Here is an 18,759-nt window from a genome sequence, read left to right on the forward strand (position 1 = left end):
CGATCTCTCCAATACCGGCGGCCGCTATCCGCAAGCGGCCGCGCCGGCCGCGCAGCCCGGCTATCCTGCGGCGCAGCCCGGTTATCCGGCGCCGGGCGGCGGTCCGGCGACCCAGCCGCCCTCGCAATCGCCGCGCGACGAGTTCGACCTCGGCATCGGCTACATGCAGCGCAAGGACTATGCGCTGGCCGAGCAGACCATGAAGAGTTTCACGCAGAAATATCCGAGCGATCCCTTGCTCGGCGACGCCCAGTACTGGCTCGGCGAGAGCTACTTCCAGCGTCAGCAATATCGTGATGCGGCAGAGGCCTTCCTCGCCGTCACCACGAAGTATGACAAGTCCGCAAAGGCGCCGGACTCCCTGCTGCGGCTCGGCCAGTCGCTGGCTGCGCTGAAGGAGAAGGAAGCCGCCTGCGCCGCATTCGGCGAGGTGGGCCGCAAATATCCGCGTGCTTCCGCCGGCGTCAAAGCCGCCGTCGATCGCGAGCAGAAGCGGGTGAAGTGCTAGCCGCTCCACCTCTTTGAACGCTGACAATGCCGATGGCGCTGCGCTAAATAGGCGCGCCATCCTGCGGGCAGCGTCATGTCAGACGACGACAATTCTCCGATCTCGGCGCGTGAGGCGAAGCTGCTCTTCGCCGATCTGAGACGCGCGCCGGCGCTCGTGCTGGCTGTTTCGGGCGGGCCGGATTCCGTCGCGCTGATGTGGCTTGCCGCGCGCTGGCGCAGGAGCCTCACGCACGGCCCGCAGCTCATCGCTGTCACCGTCGATCATGGCCTGCGACCGGAAGCGGCGCGCGAGGCGCGCGACGTCAAGCACCTGGCGCGTTCGCTCGATTTGCCGCATCGGACGATGCGCTGGACCGGCGCCAAGCCGAAGACCGGTCTTCCCGCCGCAGCGCGCGCCGCGCGCTACCGCCTGCTGACGCAGGCCGCGCGCGCGAGCGGAGCGACCCATGTCCTCACCGCGCACACCCGTGACGACCAGGCCGAGACTTTGCTGATGCGGTTGTTGCGCGGCAGCGGCATCGCCGGTCTGACCGCGATGGCACCCGTCACGGAGCGGGACGGGATCGCGCTGGCGCGTCCGCTGCTCGACGTGCCAAAGGCGCAGCTGATCGCGACCTTGAAACGCGCCAATATCGCTTTCGCTGACGATCCGACCAACCGCGACACCGTCTTCACGCGCCCGCGGCTGCGGGCGCTTTTGCCGCAGCTTGCTGCCGAAGGCGGCAGCGCGCGCAACCTGGCGCGGCTCGCGGCGCGGCTCGCCCGCGCCAATGCCGCCATCGACGTGCTGGCCAATGGCGCCGAGCGCTTCCTCGCGCTGAGGGATCGCGATCGCCTGCCGCCCGATGCGCCTGCGCGAAGCTTCGAAGCCTCGGCCTTCGCCACACTGCCGGAGGAGGTGCGCTTGCGGCTCCTGATGCGGGCGATCGACGCCGTCGGGCACGAGGGGCCGGCGGAACTTGGCAAGGTCGAGGCCCTCTTGGCGGTCCTCGACCGCGGCATCGCGGGCGCGGGCCGGCGCGCCGCCGGAACCGGTCGGCCTCAGGTCAAGCAGACGCTGGCGGGAGCCCTCATCAGCCTGTCCCGGGGGCGTATCCTGATCGAGCCGGCGCCGCCCCGGCGCATCAGGGGCGGATCATGACACCGGCCGCGCGGCCCTTGTCCCCTCAGGACACCTTAACCAGGCCGGAAAAACCCAGACTGCCCCGCCATTATTTGCGCGGGAATCGGGCTAAGATGGGATAAATAGTCCCATCTCGTTCCCTTGGCAGCGACCGGGGCGGCACCTAAATTGTATGCGTCCAACCGAGAGGATTCCTTGGGGATTTTCTCTAGCTTGCCCAAGGATTAGGGCCGCGATCCGCGCGACCACGAAGGAAGATCGATGAACGCCAATCTGCGCAATTTCGCCCTCTGGGTCATCATTGTCTTGCTGCTATTGGCGTTGTTCACGCTCTTCCAGAATCCCGGCCAGCGCGCTTCCTCCCAGGACATCGCCTTCTCGCAGCTCCTGAGTGAGGTCGACCGGGGCAATGTGCGCGACGTCGTGATCCAGGGACCGGAGATTCACGGGACCTTCACCAACGGCTCCAGCTTCCAGACCTATGCGCCCAACGACCCGACGCTGGTGAAGCGCCTCTATGACAGCAAGGTCCAGATCACGGCGAAGCCGCCGGGCGACAACGTGCCGTGGTTCGTCTCGCTGCTGGTCTCCTGGCTGCCTTTCATCGCGCTGATCGGCGTGTGGATCTTCCTGTCGCGCCAGATGCAGGGCGGCGCCGGCAAGGCGATGGGCTTTGGCAAGTCGCGCGCCAAGATGCTGACCGAGGCGCATGGCCGCGTCACCTTCGAGGACGTCGCCGGCGTCGACGAGGCCAAGCAGGACCTCCAGGAGATCGTCGAATTCCTGCGCGATCCCGGCAAATTCCAGCGGCTCGGCGGCCGTATTCCGCGTGGCGTGCTCCTGGTCGGCCCGCCCGGCACCGGCAAGACGCTGATCGCGCGCGCGGTCGCGGGCGAAGCCAACGTGCCGTTCTTCACCATTTCCGGCTCCGACTTCGTCGAGATGTTCGTCGGCGTCGGCGCCTCCCGCGTCCGCGACATGTTCGAGCAGGCCAAGAAGAATGCGCCCTGCATCATCTTCATCGACGAAATCGACGCCGTCGGCCGTCACCGCGGCGCCGGCCTCGGCGGCGGCAATGACGAGCGCGAGCAGACGTTGAACCAGTTGCTGGTCGAGATGGACGGCTTCGAGGCGAACGAGGGCGTGATCCTGATCGCCGCGACCAACCGTCCCGACGTGCTCGATCCCGCGCTGCTGCGTCCCGGCCGCTTCGACCGCCAGGTCGTGGTGCCCAACCCGGACGTCGTCGGCCGCGAGCAGATTTTGAAGGTTCACGTCCGCAAGGTGCCGCTGGCCCCCGATATCAACCTCAAGACCATCGCGCGCGGCACGCCCGGCTTCTCCGGCGCCGACCTGATGAACCTCGTCAACGAGGCGGCGCTGACGGCCGCCCGCCGCAACAAGCGGATGGTGACCCAGGCCGAGTTCGAGGAAGCCAAGGACAAGGTGATGATGGGCGCCGAGCGCAAGTCGCTCGTCATGACCGAGGAAGAGAAGCTGCTGACGGCCTATCACGAGGGCGGCCACGCCATCGTCGGCCTGAACGTGCCGGCGACCGATCCGATCCACAAGGCGACCATCATTCCGCGCGGCCGCGCGCTCGGCATGGTCATGCAGCTCCCCGAACGCGACAAGCTGTCGATGTCGCTGGAGCAGATGACTTCGCGCCTTGCCATCATGATGGGCGGCCGCGTTGCCGAAGAGCTGATCTTCGGCCGCGAGAAGGTGACCTCGGGTGCCGCCTCCGACATCGAGCAGGCCACGCGCCTCGCCCGCATGATGGTGACGCGCTGGGGCCTGTCGGAGGAGCTCGGCACGGTCTCCTACGGCGAGAACCAGGACGAGGTCTTCCTGGGCATGTCGGTGTCGCGGACGCAGAACGCGTCCGAAGCAACGGTCCAGAAGATCGACTCCGAGATCAAGCGTCTGGTCGAGGAAGGCTACAAGGAGGCGACCCGCATTCTCACCGAGAAGCATGCCGACCTCGAGACGCTGGCCAAGGGCCTGCTTGAGTTCGAAACGCTGACGGGAGATGAGATCGTCGATCTCCTCAAGGGCAAGAAGCCGAACCGCGAGTCCGTGCTCGAGCCGAGCACGCCGCGCGCTTCCGCGGTGCCGCCGGCCGGCAAGTCGCGCCCGCGGCCCGATCCGGATCCCGGCCTGGAGCCGCAGCCGCAGGCGTAAGCCTACGTGCCACGGCCGGCTATTCCGGCAAACCGCTCTCGCAAAAGCCCGGCATCAATCCGGGCTTTCGCATTTTTGTGGACGGCTTGTCGGTCGCCTATGGCGATCTCGTCGGAGAATTACCCGCCGACGTGCGGCTCATGAAGGCCGCCAAGGCTCCGCTCGACCTCGTACATCTGTTCGCGCGTGAGGCAGCGGAAATAGCGTTCTCTCTGAATCGGGAGATCATTTCGATATCGCGGATGAGGGTGCGTCAGCCACTTGCCCATTGTCGCGCACATGGATCACCGCGATGTCGTCGGCATAGATCCGCTTCCAGCCCTTGAGGTGATCGAGGATCTGCGGGCCCGGCGCATCGGCGACCAAGAGCGTCGCGTCGATCTTATATTCGTCGAGCAGGCGCGGCAGAATCTCGGGCTGCTTCCCCTCGGTCGCCTTGAAGAAGTCCATGACGAATTTCTCGCCATAGAGCTCGGCGCGGCCATCGACGAAGACCGGGACGTCGCGCGAGATCAGATAGCCGCCGAACTGGTAGGCGTTGAAGATGCGCTGCGCCTTGCGCTGCTCGAGCACATCGACCGCCGCGACCGGCGTCTGCAGCATCGTGAACGTGAAGCGGTGATGTCCCATATAGATCGAAGTCGAGGTCCAGCTTGCTGCCACGATCATCAGCGCGCCCAGTGCGGTGACGTAGCGGGCCGGCCAGCCGTTGGCGCCTGCTGCGTCCGGCTCAGTGCGTGGTGACAATCCGCCGAGCGGCTTTGCCAGCACCAGCGGCACCAGGAACGCAAATGCCTCGATGCTCCTGACATGCGTGAGCGCGCTCCAGGTCAGGAACAGGATCAGGAAAATCCGCGGCGCCGAGAGCACGAGGCCGCGATAGAAGCCGATGGCGATGAGGCCGAGCAGCGCGCCTTCGAACGCTGAGAACGAGGCGAAATTCGCCGGCATCCACTCGAAGATCACCGTCAGCAGTTCGCCGAGGTTGAGGATGTTGGTCGCGCCCCACAGCGTCCTCCAGCCGTAGGGTGTGGCGCAGCTTGCGATCAGCGCCGCGATGCCGAACAGCACCCAGCGCAGGAATAATTGAATCCGTCGTCCTTTCTCGGCATGCTCGACCGCCTCGAGCGCGATCGGACCAATCAACGCCAGACCCAGAACGAAGCCGCCATGCAGGTTCGCCCACAACGCCATCAACGGCAGCCAGAGCCATGACGGCGCGCTCCTGCGATCGGCGGCCGCCATCAACACGCCGGCCCACAGCACCATGACGGGCAGCGCCAGGATGTGCGGACGCGCCAGCAGATGATGCAGCGACAACAGCAGCGCCAGCATCGCAAACAGCACCGAGCGCGGAAGCTCGAGATGCGCATCGAGCAGATAGACGAAGATCGCGACAGTGAGCGCGATCGCAATCGTCGTGAGGATCACCGGTCCCGCCCAGCCCCATTGCGCATAGGAGCTCGCGAACAGCACTTGCGACAGCCACGAGGTGGATATCCAGGGCTGGCCCGATCGCGTGAATGAATAGATGTCCGTATAGGGCAGCGCGCGATGATCGAGGATCCATTGCCCGATCTTGATCTGCCAGAACGAGTCGGAATCCTGGAGCAGCGTGTCGCCGATGAAGAGGAAGCAGAGATAGGCGCCCGCGCCGACGCAGAGCGGCACCAGGACTCGCGCGCGGCTCTGCATCGCCATGCTGTAAGTAGAGGAGATGGACATTCCGCCTCGTCGTTCTGCCGGACGTTGATCCTGCCGGCCGTTGCGGGCGGCATTGGATCATGACGGTCATAACTTCGAGTAAACCGGCACAGATGCGGCGAGCATGTTTCCGGGCAATTTAACCGATTGTTTTCAATTTCGGTTTACCATCGCGGAATACACGCAAACCGCTGCAGGTTTCCGCGAGCGAATTAACTGCGGTGCAAGTCTTTGTCGCTACGGTCCGTTCCATGGTCGCACGGGCGCTGGGAAGCCGGTCAGACCAGACTAGTTGTAGCCTTGTGTACACTTTGGAGCACACTATGAAGAACCTCGTTGCGCGCTTTGTGAAGGATGAATCCGGCGCCACCGCTATTGAATACGGTCTGATCGCCGCCGGCATCGCGCTGGCCATCATCACCGTCGTCAATAACCTCGGCACCTCGCTGAACTCCAAGTTCGGCTCGATCTCGTCCAGCCTGAAGTAAGTTCGGACGATCGACGTGAATTCAGAGAGCCCCGGGATTCCGGGGCTCTTTCATTTGAGCCACTGCGCGCGATGTCGCCTGGCGCTTAAAGCGCGATGAGATTGGGATGAATCATCATCGCGCTTTAGGTTATTGTTTGAGCATGATCTTTTCGGAAAACCGATTCACACTTTTCCGGATCATGCTCTAGGCGCTGGATACGATGACGGCTTCCGTGCTTACGAGCCTTGTGCGCTCGGCTTCGTCCTCGCACTGCTTGCGAGCTTCCCGTTTCTGAAAATCCCCGTCGGGCTTGCGGCGACGCTGATCGTTGCCGCGCTCATCGTCGCCCGTGCGGTCGCTCATCGGCGTGAGCTGCCGGCGTCCCGGCCGGGCCTTACCTTGTCCCTTGCCTCGTCCTGAGCCGGCAGATCAGCCTCGCACATTTGAGGTCTTGTCATCTGCTCTGAATAGTTGTTCAGTTCTTGCGGGGCGATTTGCAGCGAAAACAGTGAAGAAGCGTTCGGCCGAAACGCGCGGCCAGGCGCGTGGGACAGGAAGCGCGCCATGGTTTACCGGCGGACCCATCAAGTGGTGAAACGCCTAGCCGCCCGGCGCAGCGCCATTCTGGCGGCGGCGCGGGAGGCGGCAGCGGAAGGCGGCATGGTGGCGGTGCAGATCGCCCCGGTCGCGGTCAGGGCCAACGTCGCGGCGGGAACGGTCTACCGCTATTTCCCTTCAAAAGCCGACCTGATCTCCGAGCTGATCGCCGAAGTGTCGCGCGACGAGCTCGCCGCGATCCGCCGGGCCGCCGACGCCGCTCCGGGGCCGTCCTCGGCGCTGGCGGCCGCCGTCACCACGGTTGCGGTGCACACGCTGTCCCAGCGCAAGCTCGCCTGGGGCATCCTGGCCGAGCCCGTCGACGTCGATGTCAGCGCTTCGCGGCTTGCGAGCCGTCGCGAGATCGCGGGTGAGATCGCTTCCCGGATCGACGCCGCCGTGCGGGCCGGCCATTTGCCGGCGCAGGACACTGCGCTTGCTGCAACGGCGCTGCTCGGCGCGCTGCACGAGGCGCTGGTCGGGCCGCTCGCGCCCGACAATCTCGAGGATCCGGTCAAGCTGCGCGACGCCGTTCAGACGGTCACGCTGCTGGCGCTGCGTGCCGTCGGCGTCATGGATGCCCGCGCCCGTGGTCTCGTGGTGCAGCAGACGGTGTTGCCGGCGAAGGCGTTGGAGGGAGCTTAACGCCCCTCACATATTGGCGTCGCCCTCGGGGCCGACGGACGCGATCCGCACCATGTTGGTCGTGCCGGGGATGCCGAGCGGAACGCCGGCGACGATGATGACGCGCTGGCCGGCGCGGACAAAGCCATCGCGGAACGCGATCTGGCCGGCGCGGCTGACCATGTCGTCCTGGTCGCGTGCGTCTTCCGCCACCACGCAATGCACGCCCCAGACCACCGCGAGCTTGCGCCCCGTCGTCATGTTCGGCGTGATCGCCACGATCGGCGCCTTCGGACGTTCGCGCGCCACGCGGATCGCGGTCGAGCCGGAGCTGGTCCAGCAGATCAGCGCCGGCAGGTCGAGCGTCTCGGCCATCACGCGCGCGGCGTCCGCGATCGCATCGCCGACTGTCGACTCCGGGTCCGGCCGCTGCGCCATGATCACGGAGCGATAGGTCGGGTCGCGCTCGACCTCCTCGCCGATCCGATTCATGGTCGAGACTGCCTCGACCGGGAACTTGCCGGCAGCCGATTCAGCCGACAGCATGATGGCGTCGGCGCCCTCATAGACGGCGGTCGCGACGTCGGAGACTTCCGCGCGCGTCGGCACCGGCGACTGGATCATCGATTCCAGCATCTGGGTGGCGATCACCACCGGCTTGCCGGCGCGGCGCGCCATCCGCGTCATCTGCTTCTGAAGGCTCGGCACGCGCTCCAGCGGCAGCTCGACGCCGAGATCGCCGCGCGCCACCATCAGCGCGTCGGAGGCCTCGATGATGTCGGCGAGGCGATCGATCGCCTGCGGCTTCTCGATCTTGGCCATCACGGCGGCACGGCCGCGGATCATCTTCTTGGCTTCGAGCACGTCATCGGCGCGCTGCACGAAGGACAGCGCGATCCAGTCGATGCCCGTGGTCGCGGCGGCCTCGAGGTCGGCGCGGTCCTTCTGGGTCATCGCCGAGACCGGCAGGTCGGTATCGGGCAGGCTGACGCCCTTGCGGTCGGACATCTTGCCGCCGACCACGACACGCGTCACCGCATGCTCTTTCGAGGTCTGCTCCGCGATCAGCCGCACCTTGCCGTCATCGAGCAACAGCGCATGGCCGGGCCGGAGCGCGGCGAGGATCTCCGGATGCGGAAGGTAGACGCGGGTCGTGTCGCCCGGCGCCTTGTCGGAGTCCAGCGTGAAGGTCTGGCCGTTCTGGAGCTGCACGGCCCCTTCGGCGAACGAGCCGAGCCGGAGCTTCGGCCCCTGGAGATCGACCAGGATGCCGATCGGCCGCCCGTAGCTGGACTCGACGTTGCGGATCGTCGCCACCAGCTCCCGCATCTTGTCATGCGGGGTGTGGCTCATATTGATGCGGAAGATGTCGGCACCGGCCTCGAACAGGCGGCGGATTGTCGCGAGGTCCGAGGAGGCAGGTCCAAGGGTCGCGAGAATCTTGATACGGCGAAGTCGCCTCATGGCTTATTTCCAGGCGGGGGCGGGGGGGCTGGCGCAAGGCCAGGCGAGCCCGGGGGCGTAGCACCCGGCGGGCTATTGGGCAAACCCGGAACGCCGCCACCCGGGCCAACCGGGCCCGGCAGTCCAGGCACCCGCTGTTGCGAGGGCTGTTCGTTGGCGTCGGTGAGCTGCACCGTCCAGGCGCGCTGCTCGCCGGTATCGACCTCGAAATAGCCGGTCCGGTCGTAGCCGCGGGCGAGGCAGTCCTCGGTGCCGCGGATGGTGAATTCCTTGTCCCGCGAGCACATGAAGGCCTGGCCCGACCATTCGCCGCCGCGGTCATAGTCGATCGCGTAGATGTAATAATAGCGGGCGACCAGCGTGCCCCGCAGCAGCGTCTCGCAGGAGCGCGACGAGATATTCCACCAGCCCTCCGTGGTCCACCCTTCGGCATCCTTGTAGCCGAGCGCGATCCCGACCCGGCTCGAGGTGTTGTTGCAGAGGCGGAAGTCGGCCGAGGCGGGGCTCGTCGACAGGCATAGCAAGGCGATCGCCAGCGCCGGGGCGAGGCGGACGAGCCATGAGGAGAGGCGCTGGAAGGCGGGAGATTCGGCGATCATCGTCGCGGGAAGCTATATCAGATCATTGACGATTTGGCGTAGAGGGCGCGGGAACTGCCTGAGGACCGCCCAAGGGTCCCGTTTGCACCGGGATATGGCAAAATCTGTGACAAAGGCCTACCTAGTCCCGTAAACGGCAGTCCGGACAGTGAGGTCATCGTCTTGGCAATCGACGACAAAACCAGAACAGAGCTCGAGGCGGCAGCCTTTCGTCGCCTGGTCGAGCATCTCAAGACCCGGATCGACGTCCAGAACATCGATCTGATGAATCTCGCCGGCTTCTGCCGCAATTGCCTGTCGAACTGGCTGAAGGACGCCGCCGACGCGCAAGGGGTGCCGCTCAGCAAGGACGAGAGCCGCGAGGCGGTCTACGGCATGCCCTATGAGACCTGGAAGTCGAAGTACCAGGGCAAGGCCACGCCTGAGCAGCTCGAAGCCATGAAGAAGGTCCATCCCGGACATTGAGCCCCGCCTTGAGGGGCTAACGTCGTTCGCAGCACAACCGGTTTTTGGCCCCCGCGACACGAAGATGTGGGTGCGCTGTGGACGAGCGCGATGCTGCCTTGACGGAACGGCCGCCAAACCTGAAGGGTCAAGCCAGCACGCGCGGTGCGAGGGCGCCGGCGTTACCTCACCTTGCCAGTTCCATCAGGAGTACGAGATGGCCATTGCCACCGCCGTCAACGAAGAAGCGCCCGCCACGAAATTCGCCAAGGATCAACTGCGCTCCATCATCGAGCGCATCGAGCGGCTGGAGGAAGAGAAGAAGGCGATCTCCGACGACATCCGCGACGTCTATGCCGAGAGCAAGGGCAATGGCTTTGACGTGAAGGCGCTGCGCACCATCGTGCGCCTGCGCAAGCAGGACCCCAACGAGCGCGCCGAGGCCGAAACGATCCTCGAGACCTACATGCAGGCGCTGGGGATGCTCTGAGGCGAGGAGGCCCAGGCTGCGCCGGTAGGAGTACCCTGGCGCGCATACCCGTAATTGCAGCCCCCCAAACTTGGGCAAAATCCGCTCGTCTGCTAGACTGCTCGGTAAAGGGACCGAGCAATGGATGTGCCTGGACCAGAGCGTAGGCTCGCTGCGGTCCTCGCGGCTGATATGGTCGGCTTTAGTCGGCTCATGGAGGTCGACGAGGCTGGCACGCTCGCGCGCCTCAAGGCCCACCGGATCGAGCTCATCGATCCGGCCATCGCGAAGAATCGCGGCCGCATCATCAAGACAACCGGCGACGGCTTGCTCGTCGAATTCCATAGCGTCGTCGACGCCGTGCTCTGCGCTGCCGAGGTTCAGAGCCGGATGGGGCGACGCAATGCCGACGTCTCGCCGCCGCGATGGATCCAATTTCGCATCGGCATCAATCTGGGCGATGTGATCGTCGACCAGAACGATATTTTCGGCGACGGAGTGAACGTCGCGGCACGGTTGGAGGCGCTGGCCGAGCCCGGAGGCATTTGCATCTCGAGCGCGGTGCGCGACCAGCTCGGTGAGCGGCTCGATGGCGTTTTCTTCGAGGATATCGGCGAGCAGAACGTCAAGAACATCGCCCGTGCGATCCGCGTCTACCGGATCAGGCTGGAGGAGAGTTCAGCAACCGCGCCAGACGGCACCAAGGATACGGCAAGGGCGGCCGGCAAGTCGAAGAAGCCGTCGATCGCGGTGCTGCCCTTCGCCAACATGAGCGGTGATCCGGAGCAGGAGTTCTTTGCGGACGGCCTGACCGAGGACATCATTACGGAGCTCTCACGCTTCCACGACCTGCTGGTGATCTCCCGCAACTCGACCTTCGTGTACAAGGGCAAGGCGGTAAAGGTGCAGGATATCGGCCGCGAATTCGCTGTCGATTATGTCATCGAGGGAAGCGTGCGAAAGGCGGGAGATCGCGTCCGCGTCACCGTGCAATTGATCGATGCGGAGACCGACCGGCATATCTGGGCCGAACGCTACGACGGCGAGCTCAAGGACATCTTCGCCATCCAGGACGAGATGACCCGCGCGATCGCCGCGACATTGCCCGGCCGCGTGGAGGCCGCCACGCACGATCGGGCGAACCGGAAGCCGACGGACAACATGGCGGCCTATGAATGCGTGCTCGCCGCGAAGGTCTTGCATCACCGCTCCAATCGCGACGACAATGCGCGGGCGCAGGTTCTGCTCGACCGCGCGCTCGAACTCGATGCGAGTTATGCGCATGCGCACGCCTGGAAGGCCTGCGTCCTCGGCCAGACCTGGGTCTATAGCTGGTGCGCCGATCGCGACGCGACCTTTCAAAAGGTGTCATCGGAGCTGGAGACCGCGCTGGCGCTCGACGACAATGACAGTGACGTCCACCGCATCCTCGCCGCGCTCAATCTGAACCGCGACGATCATGACAAGGCGACCTACCATCAGGAGCGGGCGCTTACGCTCAACCCGAACTACGATCTCGTGGTGGTGCAGCAGGGCGAGCTCTTGACCTGGCTAGGCCGGCCGGAGGAAGGCATCGACTGGATCAAGAAGGCGATGCGGCTCAACCCCTATCACCCCGAACGTTTCTGGAGCCATCTCGGGCGTGCCTATTATTGTGCCGAGAAATACGCCGAAGCCGCCGAAGCCTTTTCGCGGATCACGCGGCCCGATCATACTCATCACGCGTTCCTCGCCGCGATCTTCGCGCAGATGGGCAACGCGGTTGCGGCCGGCGCTCACGCAGCCGAGGTTCTCAAGCGCGAGCCGGCATTTTCGGTAGCCAATCATCTCTCCACCCAGCACTATAAGCGCGAGGTTGATCGTCAGCGCTACGAGGCGGGCCTTCGCGGCGCCGGCCTGCCGGCCTGATCGTCGATCCTTCCAGGAGGACTCCGTGAGTGAGTCGCCGTTGCCGCGCGAGGTGCGCCGGGCCTTCGAGGCGTTTCCGCCGCCGGTCCGCCGGCGCCTCCTCGACGTCCGCAAGCTGATCTTCGCAACGGCCAGGGCGGATGATGACGTCGGTCCGCTGACCGAGACGTTGAAATGGGGCGAGCCGTCCTATCTGACGGAGCGAAGCGGAAGCGGCAGCACGATCCGGCTCGGGCGTGTGAAGGACTCCGAGACGCATGCGGCCGTGCTGTTCAACTGCAAGACGACGCTGGTCGAAACGTTTCGCGAGCGTTTTCCGGACCAGTTCGAATATCGGCAGAACCGTGCGCTGCTGTTGCCGGTGGCGGGCACGTTGGCGAAGCAGCCGCTCGCGGTCTGCCTGTCGCTGGCGCTCACATATCATCTCGACCGCCGCGGCCGGAGATGACCCCGCACGTCGTCCTGGCGGAGCCCATTACCCCAGGGGGCAGTTGTAACGAAGGCTGGCAGTCATCGTCGTTTGGGATTGGCACCGCGCGTCATCGATAGATTGCGCGGTATGCGTCCTGGCCTTCGCCAGGACGACGCTGGAGGTTGCGGAGTCTTGGGAGCGACTAAGCCGGCGCGATCAGCGCAGCGCCGCGGTGCGGACCACGAAGGACGTGGTCTCGAGCTTCGTGGTCGCCGAGCCCGAGAAGCTGTCGCAGGACATGCCCTGCATCGGATCGTCGGTGAAGCCCATCGCGATCACCGCTTGCGGCTTGACGAAATAGGCGCGCATCGCGGTCATGTCGATATCGCCCATCAGCGTCACCGACATCGAGCGGCTGGCGCTCGGCGCCAGCATCACGATCTTGAGCCACATGCTCTCGCCCTTGGCGGCGGAGAGCCGCGTCGAGGTCGCGATCATGCCCTGCGCGCCTTTGGCGACGACGGTGTTGATCTCGGTGGCCTGCGCAAGGCTACGGGTCGCGGCACCGGGACGGGCCGTGCGCGGGATCGGCGCGGAGGCGGCGACGACGTTGGCGCGGTCGACCGGCGAGGCGGCGGCCGGCGCAAAGGCCAGCGCCTGGTAGGCCGAGGAGGAGACGCTAGCGGTTGCCTGTGGATCGGTCGCCGAGGCCAGTGCCTGGCGTGCCCTGAGCGCCGCGACCTGGGCCGGCGTCGCCTGCTGCGGAGCCGTCGGCGTATCATCCCAGAAGCCGCGGGCGTTGATGATGTCGGCGGGCGTCTGCGGTTTGGCCTCAGCCGATTTGTCGGCGGCGGGAGCGGGCTTCGGCTTGGGCGGCTGCACGACCTGCATGTCGGCCGCGGCGAGCTGGATCGCGGCTGCCACTTGCGGCTTGGCGCGCGGCGTCGGCACCGGATCGGCGGACTTTTCAGCGGTCTTGTCAGAGTTCTTGGCAGGCGCGGCTGCCGCAACCACGGTCGGCGCCGCCGGCTTCGCACTAACGGCCGGTGCGCCCTCGTCATCCTCGTCGCTGCTGGGGGCCGACTTGCCCTTGAACAGCGCCGCCAGGAAGCCCGGCTTGCCGATCGTCGCGGCGTCATCGCCATTACCGCGCCGCTCGATGTCGGCCTTGGCGAGCTCATAGCCCTTCAGCGGCGTGCCATCGGTCGGCAGGTGCACGGTGCGGCCGTCCGGGAAGACACGGGCGAGCTGGTCATGCGTCATGCGCGGCCAGTGCCGGATGCTGCCGGTGTCCAGATGCACGAAAGGCGAGCCGGAGGTCGGGTAGAAGCCGACACCGCCGCGTTGCAGGCGAAGCCCTGCGAAACGGATCTGCTCCAGTGGCACGCCCGGAATGTAGAAGTCCATCGCATGGCCCAGCATGTGCTGGCTGAAGCGGGCCACCCCTGAGGAGCGGCGGCGGAGCATGGCGTTGGTGGCGGGGGAGCGGTAGGAGGAGATGATCTGGATCGGCTGCTTGCCGTCGACGTCGCGATAGACTTCCCAGAGGATATCGAAGAGGTGACGGTCCATGACCGTCTCGTCCTGGGAGCGCCAGTCGCGCAGATAATGATTGAGCTGCTTGAGCGCCGCCTCGTCATAGCGCCCGTCGCGCTTGAAGGTGACGGTGAGGTCTTCGCCGGAATGAGTGTGGTGGAAGGAGAGGGTGCGGGTCTCGTTCAGCGCGGTCGCGTCATGAACGGAGCCGGCGCCGGCAAGCAACAGCAGCGAGGTCAGGCCGATCCGCGATCCGGCCTTCACTCCCGCATGGGACAACGACAGCACTTTGAATTGGCGTGCGAAACCAGCCAGCACGAATGAGCCCACCCAGTCGACGAGCGTTCAAATGGACTCTCCCGCCAACCCCGCTAGCGCGCGAAAGAGGATGAACGCTTTCTTAAAGCGAGAAGGTTAATTTGAGGTTTACCTTCCCGCCCCCAAGAGAAATCCCAAGTAGAGCTGCAGACCTAACCGGTCGAGTGTGGCGAAAAAAGGCCCTCCGCCGCGGCTCTGGTGGACAATGGTTAACGTTAAGCGATCCCGTCGGGGGACGGGATCGCTGATTTCATTGAATAATCTGGGCTCGCAGGGGCGCGGCTGAAAGGGATCAGCGGGTGAAGACGCGCTGCTGGCGCCGGCCGATCGGAGCCGGCGGCGGGGTCGGCGGTCCGAACAGCCGCTCGAAGAACGACGGGCCGGACGAGAAGCCGCCGCCATTGTTGGCCACCGCAACGCCGGAGGGCAGGGTGGTGGCCGGCCGCGAGTAGCTCGGCTGGGAGTGGGCGACGACGTTCTCGAGGTCCTTGCCGCGGCTGTTCTTCAGGATGTTGATCATGGTCGCGTCGCGGCCATAGACATCCTTGCGGAATTGCAGCTTGCCGCCGTCATCCACGAACGCGGTCTGGTAGGTGATGTTGACCGGGATCGGGGTGGGGAATTTCAGGTCGACCTCGCTCGAGCCGTACATGCTGCGGACGCGCTCCGGCGTGTAGTGTTCGTTCGGCATCGCGATGTTGAGCAGCACCGAGGCGTACTGATCCGGATTCTGCACCCGCATGCAGCCATGGCTGAAGGCACGGTCTTCCCTGGCGAACAGATGCTTGTCCGGCGTGTCGTGCTGATAGACCAGGAACTTGTTCGGGAAGTTGAAGCGGATGCGGCCGAGCGCGTTGGCCTCACCCGGCGGCTGCGAGATGTGCACGGAGCCGTCGCGGTTCTGCTCGAGGCGCAACCCCATGCGCTGGAGCACGGTCGGGTCCTGCTGCAGCGCCGGCAGATATTCGTTGTAGACGATCGACGGCGGCACGTTCCAGGTCGGGTTGACCGTGATGTACTTCATCGTCTCGCTGAGCAGCGGGGTGGCGTGCGTGCCCGGCTTGCCCGTGACCACGCGCGTGGTCCAGACCTGCTGGCCGCGCTGCATCACCTTCAGCGTGTAGTCGGGAATGTTGAGGATGACATAGGCATCGCCGAGCGAGGGCACGCCGAGATCGCGCGGCAGCCAGCGCCAACGCTCCATGTTCACGAGCACGGTGTCGATCTGCTTGTCGCGCTTCGGGCTGTTCAGCGCCTTCACGGTCGGCGCGTCGAGCACGCCGGTCACCTTCATCTCGGCGCCGTCCTGGAATTTCCGCACGGCTTCCGCCACCGTGGCGTCATAGTGGTCGTCGCTGGCGTTCTCGGCGATGCCGAGCTTGGCGCGGAGCTGCGGCACGCGCGGATCCTGCACCACGACTTCCGCCTGCTTCTTGCCTTTGGCGGGCGTGTACTTCAGCGCCGGGCCGTCGGTGATCTCGATCACCGGGCCTTCGCCCTGGCCGCGGAGCTGAGCGAGCTTCGCCTTCAGCTCCTTGTAGAGCTTTTGCGGTGGGTTGTAGCTGTCGAGCGCCGCCGACGCATCGGCCGCGGTCGTGATCTTGGCGAGCACCTCGCTCGGGTCGATCGGATGCTCGGGATAAAGGATATCGGCGCTGACCTGCGACCAGTGCATGCGGCCGCTCTGCGCCTGACGCGCATAGTCCAGCATGCTGGCGGTGAGCTTGAGCTCGGCTTCGGCGAGCGCATCGGGCGTCGTGGCCGCGGCGAAATCCGGCACCGGATAGTCGGCGGCGTTGAGACCGTCGGATGCGGCATCCTTCAGCCGTGCGATCACGCCCTTGGCCGAAGCGGAAAGGCTGCCGCCTTGCGTCCAGACCGGCGCGAAGTCGCGTGCGCCGTAAAACTTCTCGACGGCGGCGCGCTCGTTCTTGCGATCGAAATAGCGCGAGGTTTTGGCGCCGAGCGCGTCCTTGATCTTGTCGGCAACCGGCTGGTCGGCGGCGGGAACGTTGCTCGCGGCCTTCACCGGCTCGGTGGCCGGCTGCTTCGCGACATCCTTCGGCGGCTCAGCGGGAGCTGCAGCGGCCGGCGCGGTTGCAGCCTCGGTCTTTGCGGGCTCAGTCTTGGCGGGTTCGATCTTTGCAGGTTCGGTCTTGGCCGTCTCGCTCTTCGGTGCCTCGGTGGCGGGCGTCGTGGCGACGTCGGAAGGCTTGGTCTCGACCTTCTCGGGGGCGGGTGAGGCTTCCGCCTTCACGGGCTCCTTGCTGGTCGCATCCTTGGCCGGCTCCTGCACCGTGGCGGTGGTGTCGAGCTTGATGTCGGCGGCGGTCGGCGGCGGGACGTTGGCCGGTTCGGGGCGCGGGATCGCGGCTTCGATCGCGAGCTCCGCGGCGCTGCTGCGCGCCTGGTCCTGGGCCAGCGCCGATGTGGCCGACACCGTGAGGAAGGTCGCCGCGACCGTCATCAGCACGCGGTCAAAGCCTGCACGGTTGTTCAAACAGTCTCGCATCGTGTCACACCCCTCGGGTGAACCGTCCCCCACGGAACAGATTCGTTATCGTCTAACAGCTTCGGCCAATCGCGCCGGCTTCTCGAAAGTTGCACGCCTGCACGCAACGATTCTTACGCAGACGATATACAGGCCCCGTTTTTGCAGCCAGCGCCACCCGGGACAACTCACGACAAACTGACTTCAAGGAAGCCTCTTGGCAACGGATTGTGCGCCTCTGCCACGCGCTTTTCCCTTTGTCTGTCACTTCCCGGTCACGGTTCAAATCGTCCGCAATGCGAAGGACTTGCGCCCCGTTTAGGCCATAAAGGGAATGTCGTTCCGCAGTCCCGGCTCAGTGCGTCTCCTCACCGCTTTTGCCGCCATCTCCGTGGACGCCGGCTTCGTCGAGTTTGCGGTAGAGCGTGGAGCGGCCAATTTTGAGGCGGCGCGCGACCTCCGACATCTGCCCGCGGTAATGCGAGATCGCGAAGCGGATGATTTCGTTCTCCATCTCCTCCAGAGGCCGTACTTCTCCGGTGCTGGTCAGCATCGCGAGCGAGCCGGCGGCAGGCAACGGGGCGATCGGTATCTCGTTACCTGAGATCATGGCGGGGACCGTGGGCGCGACCGGCTCCAGGATCAGCGGCGCGGTCGGAACGTCGCTCACCTGATGCGCCTGCCCGGCGAGCAGCGGGAAATCGTCGAGACCAAGCTGGTCGCCCTCGCTCATGACCACCGCGCGATAGACCGCATTCTCGAGCTGGCGGATGTTGCCGGGCCAGTCCAGCGTGGCGAGATGCGCCATCGCCTCGCCGCTGATGCCGGTGATCGGGCGGTTCTCCTCGGCGGCGAACCGCGCCAGGAAATGCCGCAAGAGATGAGGAATGTCCTCACGCCGCGCGCGCAGCGCCGGGACCGTCAGCGGCAGCACGTGAAGGCGGTAGAACAGGTCCTCGCGGAAGTGGCCCTGCTTCACCCGATCCAGCAGCTTGCGGTTGGTCGCGGAGATGATGCGGACGTCGACCTTCACCGGCTTGCGGCCGCCGACGGCCTCGACCGCGCCCTCCTGGAGCGCGCGCAGCAGCTTCACTTGCGCGGTCAGCGGCAACTCGCTGACCTCGTCCAGAAACAGCGTGCCGCCATGGGCCTCGACGAACTTGCCGGCGTGCCGCTCGGTCGCGCCGGTGAAGGCGCCCTTCTCATGGCCGAACAGGATCGACTCGACGAGATTGTCGGGGATCGCGCCGCAATTGACCGCGACGAACGGCTTTGCCTTGCGCTCGCCGCTGCCATGTATGGCGCGCGCGAACATCTCCTTGCCGACGCCGGAGTCGCCTTCGATCAGGACGGGAATCGAGGAATTCGCCGCTTTCTGAGCGGCGCGCATCACATGCGCCATCGCGTCGCTGCGCGTGATGATGTCCGAGAACGTCAGCCGGCCCTCGCGGCTGTGCCGGATGCGCTGCAATTCGCCCTTGAGCGCGGACGCGTTGAGCGCATTGCGCAAGGAGACCTGGAGCCGCTCCATGCCGACCGGCTTGACCACGAAGTCGGCGGCACCAGCGCGCATGGCCGAGATCACGTTGTCGATGCCGCCATGCGCGGTCTGTACGATGACGGGGACGCTGAGGCCGGCCTCGCGAATCTTTGCCAGGACGCCCATGCCGTCGAGGCCGGGCATCACGAGGTCGAGGATGACGGCGTCGACCGCGGGAGCGTCAGGCGCGGTGAGGGCGGCGAGCGCGGCATCGCCGGAATCGACGATGATCGTTTCATAGCCGCATTTCTGCACCATGTTCTCGACCAGGCGGCGCGCGACGGCGTCGTCATCGGCAATCAAAATACTGGCAGCCATGGTGTTCCCCGCACGCTACAACTATCTGTCTCGAATCGGGGCACTCTG

16 protein-coding genes are annotated in these 18,759 nt (G+C 65.6%); 9 read left to right on the forward strand and 7 right to left on the reverse strand.

Features of this window, described 5'->3' with window-relative positions; translation table 11 throughout:
* From ybgF to ftsH, 3 genes are all read left to right on the forward strand, one after another.
* A partial coding sequence (ybgF, locus tag QQL28_RS22615; protein ID WP_284268820.1) for a tol-pal system protein YbgF occupies nt 1-508 on the forward strand: 508 nt, incomplete at its 5' end.
* 75 nt (nt 509-583) lie between these two features.
* Nucleotides 584-1,651 carry a tRNA lysidine(34) synthetase TilS gene (gene tilS, locus QQL28_RS22620; protein WP_284268822.1) on the forward strand — a complete coding sequence of 356 codons (1,068 nt, stop codon included), beginning with the start codon at nt 584-586 and terminating at the stop codon, nt 1,649-1,651.
* Between the two features lie 243 nt (nt 1,652-1,894).
* Nucleotides 1,895-3,817 (forward strand): ATP-dependent zinc metalloprotease FtsH, encoded by a 1,923-nt coding sequence (gene ftsH, locus QQL28_RS22625; RefSeq protein WP_284268825.1) that lies wholly within the window; start codon nt 1,895-1,897, stop codon nt 3,815-3,817.
* Between the two features lie 225 nt (nt 3,818-4,042).
* On the opposite strand, the gene QQL28_RS22630 is transcribed toward ftsH, so the two are convergent.
* Entirely contained in the window at nt 4,043-5,542 is a 1,500-nt protein-coding gene (locus tag QQL28_RS22630) for a hypothetical protein (protein WP_284268827.1), read from the reverse strand.
* 302 nt (nt 5,543-5,844) lie between these two features.
* Here QQL28_RS22630 and QQL28_RS22635 point away from each other — a divergent pair, with 302 nt between their 5' ends.
* Entirely contained in the window at nt 5,845-6,009 is a 165-nt protein-coding gene (locus QQL28_RS22635) for a Flp family type IVb pilin (RefSeq protein ID WP_027521915.1), read from the forward strand.
* A 186-nt stretch (nt 6,010-6,195) separates the two neighbouring features.
* Here the strand turns inward: QQL28_RS22635 and QQL28_RS22640 are convergent, their stop codons facing one another.
* Entirely contained in the window at nt 6,196-6,354 is a 159-nt protein-coding gene (locus QQL28_RS22640) for a hypothetical protein (protein WP_284268830.1), read from the reverse strand.
* A 201-nt stretch (nt 6,355-6,555) separates the two neighbouring features.
* On the opposite strand from QQL28_RS22640, the gene QQL28_RS22645 reads away from it, so the two are divergent.
* Nucleotides 6,556-7,233 carry a TetR/AcrR family transcriptional regulator gene (locus QQL28_RS22645; protein WP_284268832.1) on the forward strand — a complete coding sequence of 226 codons (678 nt, stop codon included), beginning with the start codon at nt 6,556-6,558 and terminating at the stop codon, nt 7,231-7,233.
* A 6-nt stretch (nt 7,234-7,239) separates the two neighbouring features.
* Here QQL28_RS22645 and pyk read toward each other — a convergent pair whose 3' ends face one another.
* Both pyk and QQL28_RS22655 read right to left on the reverse strand, forming a co-directional pair.
* A complete protein-coding gene (gene pyk, locus QQL28_RS22650; RefSeq protein WP_284268834.1) occupies nt 7,240-8,676 on the reverse strand; it encodes a pyruvate kinase in 1,437 nt (478 codons plus the stop codon).
* On the reverse strand, nt 8,673-9,275 hold the full coding sequence (locus QQL28_RS22655; protein ID WP_284268836.1) for a DUF1036 domain-containing protein: 603 nt from the start codon (nt 9,273-9,275) through the stop codon (nt 8,673-8,675). The genes pyk and QQL28_RS22655 overlap by 4 nt, the downstream gene beginning before the upstream one ends.
* 162 nt (nt 9,276-9,437) lie before the next feature.
* Here QQL28_RS22655 and QQL28_RS22660 point away from each other — a divergent pair, with 162 nt between their 5' ends.
* The 4 genes from QQL28_RS22660 (at nt 9,438) to QQL28_RS22675 (ending at nt 12,544) form a co-directional block, all read left to right on the forward strand.
* Nucleotides 9,438-9,740 carry a DUF1244 domain-containing protein gene (locus QQL28_RS22660; protein ID WP_284268838.1) on the forward strand — a complete coding sequence of 101 codons (303 nt, stop codon included), beginning with the start codon at nt 9,438-9,440 and terminating at the stop codon, nt 9,738-9,740.
* A gap of 196 nt (nt 9,741-9,936) precedes the next feature.
* Complete coding sequence (locus tag QQL28_RS22665) at nt 9,937-10,209, forward strand: DUF2312 domain-containing protein (RefSeq protein WP_283039703.1); 273 nt, start codon at nt 9,937-9,939, stop codon at nt 10,207-10,209.
* A gap of 120 nt (nt 10,210-10,329) precedes the next feature.
* Nucleotides 10,330-12,096: an adenylate/guanylate cyclase domain-containing protein gene (locus QQL28_RS22670; RefSeq protein WP_284268843.1), complete on the forward strand. Its 1,767-nt coding sequence runs from the start codon at nt 10,330-10,332 to the stop codon at nt 12,094-12,096.
* Nucleotides 12,097-12,121: 25 nt separating this feature from the next.
* A complete protein-coding gene (locus QQL28_RS22675; protein WP_284268845.1) occupies nt 12,122-12,544 on the forward strand; it encodes a DUF1801 domain-containing protein in 423 nt (140 codons plus the stop codon).
* Nucleotides 12,545-12,724: 180 nt separating this feature from the next.
* Here the strand turns inward: QQL28_RS22675 and QQL28_RS22680 are convergent, their stop codons facing one another.
* The 3 genes from QQL28_RS22680 to QQL28_RS22690 all read right to left on the reverse strand — a co-directional run bounded on the left by QQL28_RS22680 (nt 12,725) and on the right by QQL28_RS22690 (nt 18,711).
* Nucleotides 12,725-14,362 (reverse strand): peptidoglycan L,D-endopeptidase MepK, encoded by a 1,638-nt coding sequence (locus QQL28_RS22680; protein WP_284268846.1) that lies wholly within the window; start codon nt 14,360-14,362, stop codon nt 12,725-12,727.
* 292 nt (nt 14,363-14,654) lie between these two features.
* Nucleotides 14,655-16,874: a L,D-transpeptidase family protein gene (locus tag QQL28_RS22685; protein WP_284268848.1), complete on the reverse strand. Its 2,220-nt coding sequence runs from the start codon at nt 16,872-16,874 to the stop codon at nt 14,655-14,657.
* A 334-nt stretch (nt 16,875-17,208) separates the two neighbouring features.
* Complete coding sequence (locus QQL28_RS22690) at nt 17,209-18,711, reverse strand: sigma-54-dependent transcriptional regulator (RefSeq protein ID WP_284268849.1); 1,503 nt, start codon at nt 18,709-18,711, stop codon at nt 17,209-17,211.
* Nucleotides 18,712-18,759: the final 48 nt, after the last annotated feature.

Origin of the sequence: Bradyrhizobium iriomotense (assembly GCF_030160715.1) — a bacterium.
GTDB lineage: Bacteria > Pseudomonadota > Alphaproteobacteria > Rhizobiales > Xanthobacteraceae > Bradyrhizobium > Bradyrhizobium iriomotense.